At 48.6% G+C, this 15,773-nt stretch carries 12 protein-coding genes and 1 other RNA gene; 11 read left to right on the top strand and 2 right to left on the bottom strand.

Going from position 1 to position 15,773, the window contains the following annotated elements:
• Window positions 1–178: 178 nt before the first annotated feature.
• Together SOI44_RS09635 and recU are read right to left on the bottom strand one after the other, a co-directional pair.
• A complete protein-coding gene (locus tag SOI44_RS09635; protein WP_331348999.1) occupies window positions 179–2,944 on the bottom strand; it encodes a transglycosylase domain-containing protein in 2,766 nt (921 codons plus the stop codon).
• A complete protein-coding gene (gene recU / locus SOI44_RS09630) occupies window positions 2,941–3,537 on the bottom strand; it encodes a Holliday junction resolvase RecU (protein WP_331348998.1) in 597 nt (198 codons plus the stop codon). The genes SOI44_RS09635 and recU overlap by 4 nt, the downstream gene beginning before the upstream one ends.
• A 581-nt stretch (window positions 3,538–4,118) precedes the next feature.
• Between recU and SOI44_RS09625 the strand changes: the two genes are divergently transcribed.
• The 11 genes from SOI44_RS09625 (at window position 4,119) to SOI44_RS09575 (ending at window position 15,614) form a co-directional block, all read left to right on the top strand.
• The gene (locus tag SOI44_RS09625; RefSeq protein ID WP_331348997.1) at window positions 4,119–4,469 is read left to right on the top strand and encodes a DivIVA domain-containing protein; all 351 of its coding nucleotides are present in this window, start codon (window positions 4,119–4,121) and stop codon (window positions 4,467–4,469) included.
• A 7-nt stretch (window positions 4,470–4,476) separates the two neighbouring features.
• Window positions 4,477–4,823, top strand: an RNA gene (gene rnpB, locus SOI44_RS09620) — RNase P RNA component class B.
• Between the two features lie 74 nt (window positions 4,824–4,897).
• A complete protein-coding gene (gene pgsA, locus SOI44_RS09615; RefSeq protein ID WP_331348996.1) occupies window positions 4,898–5,491 on the top strand; it encodes a CDP-diacylglycerol--glycerol-3-phosphate 3-phosphatidyltransferase in 594 nt (197 codons plus the stop codon).
• A 64-nt stretch (window positions 5,492–5,555) separates the two neighbouring features.
• Window positions 5,556–6,611 carry a recombinase RecA gene (gene recA, locus SOI44_RS09610; RefSeq protein ID WP_331348995.1) on the top strand — a complete coding sequence of 352 codons (1,056 nt, stop codon included), beginning with the start codon at window positions 5,556–5,558 and terminating at the stop codon, window positions 6,609–6,611.
• 151 nt (window positions 6,612–6,762) lie between these two features.
• A complete protein-coding gene (gene rny, locus SOI44_RS09605; RefSeq protein WP_331348994.1) occupies window positions 6,763–8,316 on the top strand; it encodes a ribonuclease Y in 1,554 nt (517 codons plus the stop codon).
• A 140-nt stretch (window positions 8,317–8,456) separates the two neighbouring features.
• Window positions 8,457–9,236 (top strand): TIGR00282 family metallophosphoesterase, encoded by a 780-nt coding sequence (locus SOI44_RS09600; protein WP_331348993.1) that lies wholly within the window; start codon window positions 8,457–8,459, stop codon window positions 9,234–9,236.
• Window positions 9,237–9,286: 50 nt separating this feature from the next.
• Entirely contained in the window at window positions 9,287–9,463 is a 177-nt protein-coding gene (locus SOI44_RS09595; protein WP_108773876.1) for a 4Fe-4S binding protein, read from the top strand.
• A gap of 92 nt (window positions 9,464–9,555) precedes the next feature.
• A complete protein-coding gene (gene miaB / locus SOI44_RS09590) occupies window positions 9,556–10,989 on the top strand; it encodes a tRNA (N6-isopentenyl adenosine(37)-C2)-methylthiotransferase MiaB (protein ID WP_331348992.1) in 1,434 nt (477 codons plus the stop codon).
• Window positions 10,990–11,049: 60 nt separating this feature from the next.
• Complete coding sequence (locus SOI44_RS09585) at window positions 11,050–12,717, top strand: ribonuclease J (protein ID WP_331348991.1); 1,668 nt, start codon at window positions 11,050–11,052, stop codon at window positions 12,715–12,717.
• 8 nt (window positions 12,718–12,725) lie between these two features.
• Window positions 12,726–15,338 carry an FtsK/SpoIIIE family DNA translocase gene (locus tag SOI44_RS09580; RefSeq protein WP_331348990.1) on the top strand — a complete coding sequence of 871 codons (2,613 nt, stop codon included), beginning with the start codon at window positions 12,726–12,728 and terminating at the stop codon, window positions 15,336–15,338.
• A 78-nt stretch (window positions 15,339–15,416) separates the two neighbouring features.
• Entirely contained in the window at window positions 15,417–15,614 is a 198-nt protein-coding gene (locus SOI44_RS09575) for a FeoB-associated Cys-rich membrane protein (protein ID WP_331348989.1), read from the top strand.
• Window positions 15,615–15,773 lie beyond the last annotated feature (159 nt).

Genomic DNA, 15,773 nt, shown 5'->3' with positions numbered 1-15,773 from the left:
TGTCTGCCATACGCATCTGATCTGCCACAAGATCTTCAAATTTCAAAGAACTGCTCTGAATCTTGATACACACATAAGATACTCAGAACAGTCCTTATTTTCTATACGTGGCTATATTGACGCTTACAAAAAAACTCCTCTGACTGTATGCCAGGGGAGTCTGGAATCTGTTGTGCTGTTAATCCGCAATCACGGTAATCGTGCAGCTGCTGAAGGCACTGCGCTTGAGCTTCTGTCCGGTTACATCATTGCCGGATCCATCTGTGATAGTTACCTGACCAACCGTTTCCTTACCATCGGTATGTTCTTCTGAAATCTTCTTCACACTGAGACCATTGGTCTGCAGCCATGCCTTGATTTCATCATAAGTACCGGATGTCGGCAGGGTGAACTTAGCTTCCGGTGTGGTAAAGGATGTACATACCTGCTGGCCGTCGCCGCCAAGCTTCTCATAGCCATAATAGCCGCAGACCTGTGTCTCCGTCTCCGGTTCCAGGTTGTCAATGGCCTGTGTATAGCTTTCCGAAGAAGTCGCAATCTCAGCCAGCTTATTGCCATTCTGCGATACCGTTGCCTTGTATTGAATCGGTCCGTATACCCATGAATAATCAAACATACGCGTACCGGTTGCAGCCTTGATCACGTTATTGCCATCTTTCAATGAAATGTCTTTGGTCGTTGAGGCAACCGTGAGCTTGCTTGTATCAGGATATGCTGCCCAGTTGAACTGTACTGTATTGTCATCATCAGCCATGGAAGCAGTGAAGCTGGAAAGATCAGAGATGGAGCTTGCCTCCTCCGGATCTGCCAGTGTTTCATAGCCTTTCTTGACATAACCGGTGGTGATGTATTTGCTGTCCATGCCATCGATTGTCTTGACATACGGGAAGACACCCTTAATGTGTGTGATTTCAACAACATCATCAGGTTTTGTGATATCAGCAGGCGTGGAACCCTCTGCATAGATCGTATCCAGCAGATCAGAACAGATCTTGCCCGGAATATTCAGGCTGTCCCAGGCATCCGTGAAGTAGGAAGTCTCATTGGCATCGGCTTTATCAAAGCCATTCCAGGCGGCAATCGTATATTCGCTTGTCGCACATGTCATCCACTTGTCTTTTCGTGCTCCCTCTGGAATGCCATATTCAAGACCGGCATCACCATAGTCAGAAGTGCCGGACTTGGCAAATGTCTGATAATCACGCTTCAGGATCTGCGCATAGTTGTACTCAGAAGAATTGACAACTTTGTTCATCATGTATGCGGACAGATACGCAGCCGCATCAGAGAGAACCTGCTTTGGCTGATAATCATCCAGATCAGATACCGTGATCGGATCCTGGAAGCCGGAACGGTAGGTGATGCTTGTAATGCAGTGCGGCTTGATGTACTTGCCACCGTTATACAGCATGGATGTTGCACCGGCGATCTCTTCCGGATTGGTTGTGAACTGGTTGCCGCCAATCGCCCAGGAAAGATCAAATGTACTGGCACTGTATTGTGAGAAGCCAAGTGACTGGAAATAATCTTCAACGGTATTCATACCGACTTTGGAAATTTCTTCCTGCAGAGCCTGAATGGCAGGCGTATTCAGGGAAGTCTGGATCGCATATTCCAGTGTGACATCACCATGGTAAACACCGTCAAAGTTCTGGAATACCCACGAACTGGAACCAACAGGTTTATCGGTAACCACATGACTGGTTGCCCAGCCCAGATATTCAAAGGCAAGGGCATAGGAGAAGAACGGTTTTACACAGGATCCAGGGTTGTGATAAGCACTGGTCGCATGGTTCAGCAGCATTGCCGAATTGCTTGTCGTGTAGTTGCGGCCGCCGCCAATGGCAATGATTTCACCGGTGCTGTTATTGACAGTGATGAAGCCGACCTCCATGTTGTCGCTTGGATAGGTGATGTTATCGACATTGCCGGCACAGATTTGATAGCTCTCATTCTGCACATCAGGATCCATGGCTGTCTGAATATCCATGGCAATGGTCAGCGGATCCTGACCGGTAATGGTCTGTGCTTCCGTCAGAACCTGATCGATATATGCCTGGTTCGGATCGGCATCGATTGATGCTGTATCCTGACTGTGATCATACAGCAGATCTTCTACCTTGATGCTCTTGGCAAGATCATGTTCTTCCTGGGTGATGTAGCCATGCCGCAGCATCATATCCAGCACCTGATTGCGCCGCTGGGTGGAATAGTCGAGATAATTCATTGGATCATAGTAGTAAGGAGAATTGATGATGCCGGCCAGCAGGGCACTCTCAGCAAGATTGAGCTGGGTGACACGCTTGTTGAAGTAATACTCGGCTGCTTTTTCAACACCGCGGATATTGCCGGAACCGCCGAAGTTCATCTTGTTCAGATACAGCTCAAAGATTTCCTTCTTGCTTGCCTGCTTCTCCAGCTCCATTGCCAGAGCAATCTGCTGCACCTTGTATTCGATATCACGGTTGGCAGTTGTCGAACCATCATCCGTGAAGAAGTAAGTCAGCTTGACCAGCTGCATGGTGAAGGTGGATCCACCCTGAGAGGCAGAGCCGCTCTTCAGGTTGCGCACGGCACTAGCCGCAAAGCGCGCCACATCGAAGCCATTGTGCGTAAAGAAGCGGGAGTCCTCAATCGAAAGGAAAGCATCAATCAATGATTCCGGAATCTCATCATAGCTGACATTCTCACGCAGCGTCTGGCCGACGTCGGAAATCTGATTGCCATCCTTGTCAAAGATGCGGGTCGATTCCTGCGAATACAGCTCTTCAATATTCAGCGTCGGCTTGTCTTTGAGCATAGCATTGACCGTCACAATCCCGGCCGTGCCAATCACAGCCTCAAAGCCAACCAGCACTGCCAGCAGCACGGTAAGAAAGCTGAACCAGTCAAACTTCTTTTTCTGGATGTGCACATTCGGATCTTTATCTTTCTTTTTTCTCATGTCGTACTCCTTTTACTGAAATACAGCCTGTCAACAATCTGCAGATAATCAACAGGCTTTGTATACGAAGAAGGAATCAGATAGCATTCCTTCTGAAACCATGCCAGGGGAATCGAAGAACGGTCTGCCGTATGCACAAAAGCAAGAAACCGTTGGGCCGGGCAGTAGAACGTCTCATTCAGCCGCACAAAGCGCACAATCACAAAGGCAATGGCACCATGGCGCAGCACCGCTTCCAGATGTGAAATCTGGTGGGGATGAATACTCTTCAAGGGAAAGGCTGTCAGCAGCTGATTGTCCTTGGCCTCAAAGTCAATGTACTTTCCCCGGTAGATGCCGTTGTAATCCGTTGTACTTGGCAGTTTGAAGTATGCCTCGGTAATCTTGGCGGCAGAGCGGCGGGGATAGTCCACATGGACGATTGTCACCGGCGTCGGCTTTTTATAAATCACCGCCTGATCACAGGCAAGATACGTTTTATTCGTCAGATTGATCTCTTTTTCGAGCTCCATGCCACGGTCACTGGCAGAAATCTTACGGGCATCTGCTGCCATCGTGGACACAGGCTTTTTGCCATTGGGATAATTAATCATGTCTTATATCAGCCACCAAAGAGATTATACAAGTGTTCACATAATTAAGAAAGAAAAGAAAATGCCATGAAAGATGAATCAGAAACACATTTTCAGACCACAGAAAAGACTGTCAGTGATCATTCAGATCACTGGCAGCCGGATTGGCATGGAACAGGAGACAGAAATACAAATCAGGTTATTCTTTGGTTTTGCGATCAGACTTCTGATCTGGAAAGAGCAGTCTGGCAATGATAACACACGCAAATGAAATCAATCCACTCCGGATTCCTTTTTCTAAGCCAAAGCATAGAATTCCCCATGCAAGAGCAACGACAAGTCCAAGGATATACCTTGCAATCATTGACATCTGGTTCATCATTCCTCCGTTAATTGAACTTACATATGTAATATGCTGCTTCCTGATATTTCTTTGCTAAGATTAGTATATGGTGAAATGAGAAAAAACGTTAAGACATGTATAGAATTACATATGGACTTTACTGTATTTTCTTCTTTTTTCTAAGGAGCTGACTTCTTAGAAAGACATTGATTTTCTGGTGTCTGGATGCGATAATTCTATGACAGGGAGGAAATCATGCATGGCAGATAAACTGAATCTGGATCCGGTTACGATTGTCAACAAGAAATTCGGCGTTGACTTCAAGGGCTATGATCCAAATGAAGTGGATCATATGCTGGATCAGGTCATTGAAGACTATCAGACATATCAGGACATGGTTGACTCTTTGAATGCCAAGGTGGCAGATCTTGAAAAGACGAATGCATCTCTGCGTGCCCGTCTGATTGAGGTCGAAGGCAAAGAGAGGGCCAGGGATGAAGATGGCGATCCGATGATGCAGGGCGCCAGCAATGTCGATATTCTCAAGCGGCTGACCAAGTTAGAGAATGAAGTCTTCAAGAATTCTGGCAATCCTAACCGCAAACATTAAAAATGGAACACTCGGGCAGCCGCTGGCATTTTGCTAGAGGAAAGTCCATGCTCGCACACGCTGCGATGCGTGTAGTGTCTGTGCCGGCCGAATCAATAAGACCGGGCACCCGCAAGGGTGACGGCGGAACGGAAACCTAAGGGCTTTGGCCTATGGCGGATGTCCCCAAGGTGTCACAGTGACGAAGCCATGCTGGAAACGGCATGGGTGGAACGCGATAAACCCCGCAGGCGAGAAACCCAAATCAGGTAGGGGAACTTGGAAGGACGAACTGAAGTCCGGATGAGCTGCATTCGTGCAGAGATAAATGGCTGCCACTTTCCTTCGGGAAGGGACAGAACATGGCTTACAGAGTGTGAAATTTCAGGAGGGCACTGTCCCTCTTTTCTTATGTGATATACTATTTCTGTTTCGAGAGTGGAGGTTATATGAATTTACCAAATAAACTGACAATTGCCAGAATGGTCATGATTCCCATCATTATTCTGGTGTATCTGTTCCCCTATACGGCATGCGGCATCCAGCCGGCCCATCTGTTGATCGGTTCGGTTGATCTTTCAATCATCAATATCATCGTGCTGATCCTGTATGTACTGGCAGCGATTACCGATGCGATTGACGGCCACATTGCCCGCAGCCGCAACATGATCACAACCTTCGGCAAGTTTGCTGATCCGATTGCCGATAAGCTTTTGACAACAAGCATGTTCTTATTATTTGTCTCCAGAGGCATCATCCCGGTTGTGCCGGTCATCATCATGGTAGCCCGTGATACGATCGTCGATGGCTGCCGCATGGTTGCTGCAACCAATGGCAAAGTTGTCGCGGCCGGCATGATGGGCAAGCTGAAAACCGTATTACAGATGGTGACAGTTGCCTTGGTACTGCTGGATAATCTGCCATTTGAACTGATCGGTCTGCCGATGAGTGATATCCTGCTGTGGATGGCAGCTCTTGTCTCCATGATCTCCGGCATTCAGTATTTCAATATGACCAAAGAAGACATCATGGAGTCAAAATAATTGCACTTTTTTCAGGGAACTGCATGATTAAGCTGCTATATAGAAGTGAAGGAGAAAGTTAGAAATGACAAAAAAAGAAGAAACAGAAGCTTCCCAGGACAGCCGCCGGGATCAACTGCTGAACGATGCGCTCAAAGCAATTGAAAAGGAATATGGCAAAGGCAGCATCATGCGGCTTGGCGACCGTGCCAATGTAGCAGTCGATGCCATTCCTTCCGGTTCCATCACCCTGGATGCAGCCCTTGGCATTGGCGGCTATCCAAAAGGCAGAATCATTGAGATCTATGGACCGGAATCCTCTGGTAAGACAACCCTTGCCCTGCATGCCATTGCCCAGTGTCAGAAACAGGGAGGACGGTGTGCCTTCATCGATGCCGAAAATGCCATTGATCCTCAGTATGCCAAAGCCCTTGGCGTCGATATTGACGAACTCATCCTGTCACAGCCGGACTCCGGCGAACAGGCTCTGGATATCTGCGAAGTGCTTGTCAAGAGCGGTGCCATTGACCTTGTTGTCATCGACTCCGTTGCTGCCCTTGTGCCGCAGGCTGAACTGGATGGCGAAATGGGGGACTCTTCCGTCGGCCTGCAGGCAAGACTGATGTCCAAGGCTATGCGCAAACTGGCCGGTGCCATGAACCATTCCAATACCACAGCAATCTTCATCAACCAGCTGCGTGAAAAGGTCGGTATTATGTTCGGCAATCCGGAAACCACACCAGGCGGCCGTGCCCTGAAGTTCTATGCATCCGTACGTCTGGATGTACGGCGTGGGGAAGCTTTGAAAAACGGCAATGAAGTCTACGGCAACGTAACCAAGATCAAAGTTGTCAAAAACAAGGTTGCACCGCCATTCAAGACAGCGGTTGTCAACATGATCTATGGACAGGGCATTTCCCATGTGGATGAAGTGCTCAACCTGGCCGTAGAACATGACATCATCGTCAAATCCGGTGCCTGGTTCTCTTATCAGGGAGAAAAGATCGGCCAGGGCTTTGCGGCTGCTCGAACATGGCTGCAGGATCATCCCGATATCATGGAGACGATCACCGGCCAGATCAAAGATGTTCTTTTCCCGCATGATGCCACAACTGCAGAATCCCAGGAAGAACAGGCCTGATCTTTTCAAACAGATGTAAACGATTGCACAGCACTCTGGCAGCGTACAGTGCTGTGCTTTTTCGTGCTTGTGAAACAGCGCTTTCAAAAGTATAATGACTAATGGGAGTGAATTCTCAAAAGATAACAGCTAATGGAATGGAGGTCTTGTTATGAATCCCATATCGATTGCCATTTTAGCTGTGATTGCAGGTATTGTCATCGGTATCATCATTATGATGATTGTCGGTAAAATGGGGCTGGACCGCGCCAAGGAACAGTCTCATGACATTATTGAAGAGGCAAATTCCAAAGCCGAAAACACTGTGAATCAGGCAGTCCTGTCCGGAAAGCAGCAGGTAAGTGAAATGAAGCTTGCGGCTGAGAAGGAAATGAACGCAGCCAAGAGTAAAATCCAGGCGGATGAAAACCGTCTGCTGCGGCGTGAGGACAATCTGAAACTGCGTGAAGACAGCCTTTCTCAGCGGGAAAGAAAACTCAGTGATAAGACAAAGACTGCCGATGCAAAACTTGCCAATCTCAGCAAAATGGAGGATGAACTGAAGCAGAAGATTGATGAACAGCTTTCAGTTCTGGAAAAGACAGCACATATGTCCCAGGAAGATGCACATAAGGAACTGATGGACATTGTTGCCAAGAAATCTGAGAAGGAAGTGGGCGAATACATTCGTGAACAGGAGGATGAAGCCGAGGCACAGGCAAGTGCCAATGCCCGCAACATCATCGCCACTGCCATTCACAGATATGCCCAGGAAGAAACGATTGAGCGCACTGTATCGACGGTGACGCTGCCATCAGAAGAAATGAAGGGCAGAATCATCGGCCGTGAAGGCCGCAACATCAAGGCAATTGAACAGGCAACCGGTGTTGATCTGATCATCGACGATACACCGGATGTTATTACGGTGTCATGCTTTGATCCGATCCGCCGTGAAATTGCCCGTCAGTCATTGGAAACACTCATGAAGGACGGCCGCATCCAGCCGGGCCGGATTGAGGAAGTTGTTGAAAAGACAACCCGTGATCTGGAAGACAATATCATGAAGATCGGCAATGAGACGATCTTCAAACTTGGCATCGGCCGCATGAACAAGGAAATGATCCGTCTGGTCGGCCGTCTGCGCTATCGTTACAGCTATGGCCAGAATGCTCTTCAGCATTCTATTGAAGTTGCCCAGTTTGCCGGTGTCATGGCCGCTGAGCTTGGCCTCAACCAGGCCCTGGCAAAGCGTGCCGGACTATTGCATGACATCGGCAAGGCCGTTGACTTTGAACAGGAAGGCAGCCACGTGGAACTGGGTGCCAAATATGCCCGCAAGTATGGTGAGAATGCCATTGTCATCAATGCCATTGAATCCCATCATGGCGATACCGCACCGCAGGATATCATCGCTCTGCTTGTCGCTTCTGCAGATACTCTTTCTGCCGCAAGACCAGGAGCCCGCTATGAATCCATGGAAGGCTATATCAACCGTCTGGAGTCACTGGAAAAGATTGCCAGCAGCTTCGATGGCGTAGAGCGTGCCTTTGCCATTCAGGCAGGCCGCGAAGTCAGAGTCATGGTCAAGCCGGATAAGGTGGATGATGTCCGCATGGTCAAGATTGCCCATGATATTCGTGAGAAGATTGAAAATGAACTGACCTATCCTGGTCAGATCAAGGTAACCCTGATCCGCGAAGTCAGAGTACAGGAACTCGCTAAGTAATATGGAAACAGACAGTGCTCATTACGGGCATTGTCTTTTTTTCTGCCTTGCATATGCGTTTCATATCAATTACACTTAATACAGGTTGAGAAACTTAGGCCATTTCGAAGCATCGGAATGTCCGGAAGGGCAGTTTCATAATGAGAATTCTTTTTCTGGGTGACATCGTCGTCCAAAGCGGTGTATCTGCTGTATGTGCCTGTACGCCAATGCTGCAGAAGCAGTATCAGCCGGACATCACCATTGCCAATGGTGAAAATGCGGCTGATGGCAAAGGCATGACAAAAGAACTGTACAACCGTCTGAAAGCAGCAGGCATCGATCTGATCACACTCGGCAATCATGCTTTTTCCAAGCGCGCATTTCTCTTTGATACCGATGACTGCATGGATATCATCTGGCCAGCCAATATCGGTACATATGCACCATCCAGGCCGGTATTGATCCGTCTGGTCAATGGAAAAAGACTGGCTGTGCTGAATATTCTTGGCAATGTCTTTATGAATGCGGACTATGAAGATCCGATCCTTGTTACCAAGCAGATCCTGCGCCATATTTCTGCAGATGTCATCCTGATTGATTTCCATGCCGAGGCAACCAGTGAAAAAAGCATTTACTTCCAGTATTTCAAAGACCGTGTCACAGCGATCATCGGCACCCATACCCATGTGCAGACCGCCGATGAAAAGGTAGAGAATGGCTGTGCCTTCATCACTGATGCAGGCATGTGCGGCCCCTATGATTCGGTGCTTGGCAGAGACCGCAATGAAGCCATGGACCATGCCATTACCGGCTGTTCACATTATCTTCCTTCGGATAATGCATCATTGATCTGCGGCCTTGTCATTGATATCGATGACCATACAAACCGGGCTGTATCGATTCAGCGCATCCAGCTGCGGCCAGGGCCTAATGATTGAAAGAAAACGGTGTCAATGCTAGAATAGACTCCGATAAGGAGGCTTATACAATGCCAGTTACAGTTGACAAGGATCTTTGCATCGGATGCGGCGCCTGCACAGGTGTCTGCCCGGTTTCCGCTCTGTCTCTTGATGACAACGGAAAGTCCCAGTGTGACGAGAGTGTCTGCATTGATTGCGGTACATGCATCGGCACATGCCCGGTTTCTGCTATTTCCCAGAAGTAAGCAGAAAAGAGTGGATTGATTGGAAGAAAGACCAGCATCTGCTGGTTTTTCTTTGCCCTGTCTTGCTATAATATGGCCTCGGAGAAAATGAAATGGAAAATAACATACTGAAAATGCCTGATCTGAAACAGGCAGCCAGCCGCAGCCGCAGGTCTGCCCAGGTGGAACATGATCTGTTCCATCTGCCCGAAGCAGCCAAAACGCTCGGCCGCAATAAAAAATATTATCTGCGCACGTATGGCTGTCAGGCCAATGTCCGCGATGGGGAAACGCTGGCAGGTATTCTGGAGCTGATGGAATATACACCATGTGATAAACCGGAAGACGCTGATCTTTTGATCTTCAATACATGTGCGGTCAGAAGAAGTGCAGAACTGCATGTTCTCGGCCTTGTCGGCGCCCTGAAGGAACTCAAGGAAAAGCATCCGGAAAAGATCTTCTGCATCTGCGGCTGCATGGCCCAGGAAGAAGCAGTTGTTAAAGAAATCCTGAAAAGCTATCCCCAGGTGGATCTGATTTTCGGCACCCATAATCTGTACCGCTTCCCGCAGCTGCTTCTGGACTACCTGGATTCTAAGGAAACAACGGTCGAAGTCTATTCCCAGGAAGGGGAAGTCATTGAGGATCTGCCGGTCAAGCGCAGTGATTCCTGCAAGGCATTTGTGGACATCATGTATGGCTGCAATAAGTTCTGTACATACTGCATTGTGCCCTATACAAGAGGCAGAGAGCGCTCCCGCCTGCAGCAGGATATCCTCAAGGAAGTCAGAGCACTCAAAGAGCAGGGGAGAAAGGAAGTCATTCTGCTGGGACAGAATGTCAATGCCTATGGCAAGGATCTTGGCATGGAGGATGGCTTTACCACACTGCTGGAAGAAGTAGCAGAAACCGGCATTGATCGGATCCGCTTCTATACATCCCATCCGCGTGACTATTCCCGCACCACCATTCTAGCCATGAAGAAGTATCCCAATATCATGAAAGCACTGCATCTGGCGGTGCAGTCTGGCTCTGATGATGTGCTGAGAAGAATGGCAAGAGGCTATACCATTGAACAATATAAGGCACTCGTTGATGATATGAAGCAGGAAATGCCGGAGATCGCCTTTACAACAGATATCATCGTCGGCTTCCCGAATGAAACAGATGAAGACTTCCAGAAGACACTGGACCTGGTGGATTACTGCAAATATGATGGTGCCTACACATTTGTGTATTCACCGCGCAGCGGTACACCGGCTGCCCGCATGGAAGACAATATCCCCGTCAGCGTGAAACGTGAACGCCTGCAGATTCTCAATGAGAAGGTAGCGCACTATGCCAACCTTGCCAACCAGCCGTATCTTGGCAAAACCGTCAAGGTACTGTGTGAAGGTCCGTCAAAGAAAAATCAGAATGTGTATACCGGCTACAGTGAGAAAAACAAGCTGGTTAATTTTTCCGGGCCTGCTGGACTGGAAGGAAAGATCGTCGATGTGAAAATTACGGAAGTCCACTCGTTCTCGCTCGATGGCCAGGCGTTGTGAAAACAGGCAGGAATGTTTATAATAAAGGCGAATTCCAGCAACTTTAATGGAGGATAATTTATGAGCAAAGTTCGCATATTTGCGCTTGGCGGCCTTGATGAAGACGGCAAGAATATGTATGTCGTCGAAAATGGAAATGACATCTTTGTCATGGAGTGCGGCCTGAAATATCCCGAAGGGGAACAGTTCGGCGTACAGATGATCATTCCGGACTTCAAGTATCTGCAGGAAAATGAGAAGCGCATCCGCGGTGTATTCATCACCCATGGCCATGATGATGTCATGGCAGCCCTGCCAAACCTGTTGCAGGTTATGCCGCATGTACCGGTCTACATGGCACCGTTAACAGCCATGATGTTTGAAAGAAGGGCGAAGAAACTCGGCCTGAAGGATCTCAACATCCACCGGATCAGACGCAATTCCCGCTTCAAGATCGGCAATACGGAAATCCGTACCTTCGGCACAACCCAGTCCATCGCTGATGGCTTTGGCATTGCCATTGGTACAGATGACGGTTTTGTTGTCTATACAGGCGAATTCATTGTCGACTACGACACCAAGAATGAAGCCTTCTCCTTTGATGTCACCAACATCACCGATCTTTCCAGTGCCGGTGTACTGGCATTGATGAGTGAGTCCGTCGGCTCTACAAGAAGCGGCCACTCCGCACCGAACCACCGTATCACAGAACAGATCGAGCAGTACTTTGATGAGACCAAGGGCCGCATGTTCATTACCCTGTTCAACCAGAATATCTACCGTGTGATGGAAGTGATTGAGCTTGCCAACAAGTATAACCGCAAGGTCATGATCTATGATGATGAACTCAAGGATCTGATGAATGACATGGCCAAGCTTGGCTATTACCGCATTCCGGCAGGTCTGGAAGTACCGGCCAGCCAGTTTACCAATGATCTTGACAATGTGATTGTCATCATCGCCGGCAATGGCTCCAACATCTTCCAGAAGGTTCACAAGATTGCAACCAAAGAAGATGATGTGATCGAATTCAGACCGTCAGATACCGTGATTATTGCTTCACCGGCAGTGCCAGGCACAGAGCGTGAGGAAGCCAGCATGGAGGATGATCTGTACCGGGAAGCCGGCCGGGTCATCGCTGTGGATGCCAAGCGTGCCTTTACGATGCATGCCTCCATTGAGGATCTTAAGATGATGGTGTATCTGCTGCGGCCGAAATACTATATCCCGGTCAAGGGTGAATACCGCCAGCTGATTGCCAATGCCAACATCGCTCTTGATATGGGCTATAAGGCAGACCGGATCATTGTCATGGACAATGGCCAGATCGCTACCATCATCGACGGTGAGCTGCAGAGAAACTTTGACAGCATTGATGCCGAAGATGTACTGGTCGATGGTAATGAAAACTTCGACGCAACCGGCATGGTGCTCAAGGACAGAGAAGTGCTTTCCACCGATGGTGCCATCATTGTCGGTGTTGTTGTCAATCATAAGACGAAGGAAATCATCGGCGGACCGGATGTGCAGAGCCGCGGTGTGATCTACCTGAAGGATGCCGATTACATTGTGCAGGAAATCGGCAATATCATGGAGAAGACCATCAGTGATGCCGTCAAGGAAAAACGTTATGACAATCTGAACTGCCGTGCTGAGGCACGTGACAAGATTTCCCGCTATGTGATGCGTGAAACCGGCAAACGGCCGATGATTCTGCCTGCCATCGTTGAAATCAATACAAAAGAATAGGAGGAACCGTGACGCAGAAGAAAAAGAAAAACACAAGAAAGTCAAAAGCACGTATCCGTCAGGAACAGCAGGAAGAGCTCAGACAGTGGGTCATGGTTGTACTGACTATCGCACTGCTGCTGATCGGCCTGATGAGAACCGGAACGGTTGGCATCTTCCTGTACAACCTGCTGCGGTATGTGCTGGGTGAATGGTTCTGGCTGATTCTGGCTGTCACCATCCTCTGGTTCCTGATTGCAATTGCTTCAGGAAAGCAGGATGCGGATGATGAGAAGAATCCACTGCCGATCATTCTGGTGATTCTTGATCTTCTGCTGCTGTGCGGCTATTACACAGCCGGCCCATCTGTGGTCGGCTTTTCCGCGTTGAAGCCACTGCTGACAAATATCAGAAGCTACTTTCAGACCGCCGTCACCGTCTCACCAGGCGGAGGCATCTTTGGCAATGGTCTGTATGCCCTGATTTCTATTCTGTTTGGCCGCAGCGGCACCGTTGTGATCATGATCGCCACTGCTTTGATTGCGACCGTACTGATGGGTTTCATGGACGCCTATAAAAATGCTTTTCAGTATGTTATTGATTTCTTCAGGGCCCCGGAAAAAGAAGAACCAGAGGAACCTGCAGAAGAGGAAGAAAAAGAACATCCCAATCTCTGGAAGATGGTATCTGAACACCAGCAGAAGAAGGCACATTTCATCAATGCAGATGAAGCTGTGAAGGATGTGCCGCTGGATGATGTACAGAAGAAACTGGAAGAAGGGGAAGAGGTTGTTGTCCGTTTCAAGCCGACAAAGATTTCTCACAACGGCCTTTCCGGCATTGATATCCGTGTCGATGATGATCAGGATGATACGGACAATATTGAACTGCTCAGTGACACCGAACCTGAACTGGAAGACACTTTGAAAATACAGCCGCCACTGAGTGATGAAAAGAACATCTTCATGAATGTCGATGATCTGGCAGACCATACGGAGGCTGATCCCATCCAGCCTTCACAGCCTGAGCCTGAAAAAGAACCGGAACCCGAACCTCAGGTGACATCACCGGCACAGGCTGTGGCTGCACCAGAGCAGCCGCTTACACAGCCAACAGAGGAGGATGTTCCTGTCAATCTGCCGGAATCAGAACAGCAGCCATCATCTTCCGCAAAGCATGGTACGGTGGATTATCGCAATTACCGTCTGCCATCCATGAACAAGGTTCTGGATCCACTGCCTGCTCATTCCTCCAATGATGAAAACCTGGCGGCTGCCAAACGCAAGGGTCAGCAGCTGATTCAGGCTCTGGAGACATTTGATATCAATGCCAGACTCAAAGATATGCATATCGGACCATCGGTTACCCAGTTTGAAGTGCAGCCGGATGCCAATGTCAAAGTATCCAGGATTCTTGGTTTGACGGATAACATCAAGATGCAGCTGGAAGCACGGGATATCCGTATCGAAGCACCGATTCCAGGCCGCAATGCCGTTGGTATTGAAATCCCGAATGAGAAATCCACGCCGGTCAAGCTGCGGGAACTGGTAAATTCCATTCCCGCAAAGGACAAGGATCAGCCGCTTGTTTTCTTTCTGGGCAAAGATCTGCTTGGACAGACAATTACCTGCCGGATTGACAAGATGCCCCATCTGCTGATTGCCGGCGCCACCGGATCAGGTAAATCGGTATGTATGAATTCCATCATCTGTTCACTGCTGTTAAGAACAAGACCAGATGAAGTCAAGATGCTGCTGGTTGATCCGAAGAAGGTGGAGTTTACACCATACCGCAACATTCCCCATCTGATCGGACCGGTCATCAATGATCCTGCCCAGGCTTCCAATGCGCTCAAAGTGATTGTGAGAATCATGGATGAACGCTACAACATCTTTGCTGCAAATGCAGTCCGCAACATTGCCGGATATCATGCCCTGCTCAAAAGCAAGCCGGCCGCAGAACAGGCACGCATGGACAAGATGCCCTATATCGTTGTCATCATCGATGAGCTTGCCGATCTGATGCTGGTAGCAGGCAAGGATGTGGAAGCTTCCATTCAGCGCATTACCCAGCTGGCCCGTGCCGCCGGCATCCACCTGATTGTCGCTACCCAGAGACCAAGTGCAGATGTCATTACCGGCATCATCAAGGCAAACATTCCAAGCCGTATTGCTTTCAGTGTTTCTTCATCCATTGATTCCCGTGTCATTCTCGATCATACCGGCGCAGAACGCCTGCTTGGCAATGGTGATATGCTTTACATGCCAATCGGTCAGAACAGTGCCACCCGTATTCAGGGTGTATTTGTCACGGATGATGAAGTACAGCGCATCTGCGATGCTCTGTCACCTTGGGCACCGCTGTATGATGATTCCTTCATCATGCTGGAAGGCGTCAATGATCAGGAGGGCGGCGCTGTGGCAGGTGTTTCCGATGATCCTTTGTATCAGGAGATCAAGGACTATGTCATTGACGTACAGAAAGCCAGTACAAGCCTTCTGCAGAGAAGATTTGGCATCGGCTACAATCGTGCTGCCCGCATGATTGATGAGCTGGAAAGCACCGGCATTATCGGTCCAGCCCAGGGATCAAAACCAAGAGAGGTCTATGTCAAGAAGGACCGTCCCAAGGATGATGAATGATTGAAAGAAAAGTTAGCGCAAACTAATTGATCGGATTTCCCATCTGGTTTATCATAATAGAGCAGGAGGAAAATCCCGATGAACTTCGCTGACTTGCTTGTGCTGCTGCCGATTGCAGTGGCTTTATACTTTGCTTTCCGCTATGTTGCAAAACATGGTGTGGATTCTTGTGACTGCGGCTGCAGCAGCTGTCACGGATCCTGCTCTCAGTTTCAGAAACAGCTGAAGAAAGCAAAGAAAGAGTTGGATGAAGAAAAACGGCTTGGATTGTTCTGATTATCCAAAGTCGTCATACAGTGCCAAAGAGGGGGGCTGTAACGAGTAACCCCTCAAAATGAGAATCTCATCATGAGAAATTGTGATGAGATTTTCTTTTGTTTTTATGCAGATTAGCGCTAATTGTGATATAATATTTATGTATATGGAAGGGTTGTT

The sequence above is a fragment of the Lactimicrobium sp. genome (assembly GCF_036453465.1).
Taxonomy (GTDB): domain Bacteria; phylum Bacillota_I; class Bacilli_A; order Erysipelotrichales; family Erysipelotrichaceae; genus Bulleidia.
The sequence above is the reverse complement of the archived record's forward strand: the minus strand, read 5'-3'. Positions and strand labels throughout refer to the sequence as shown.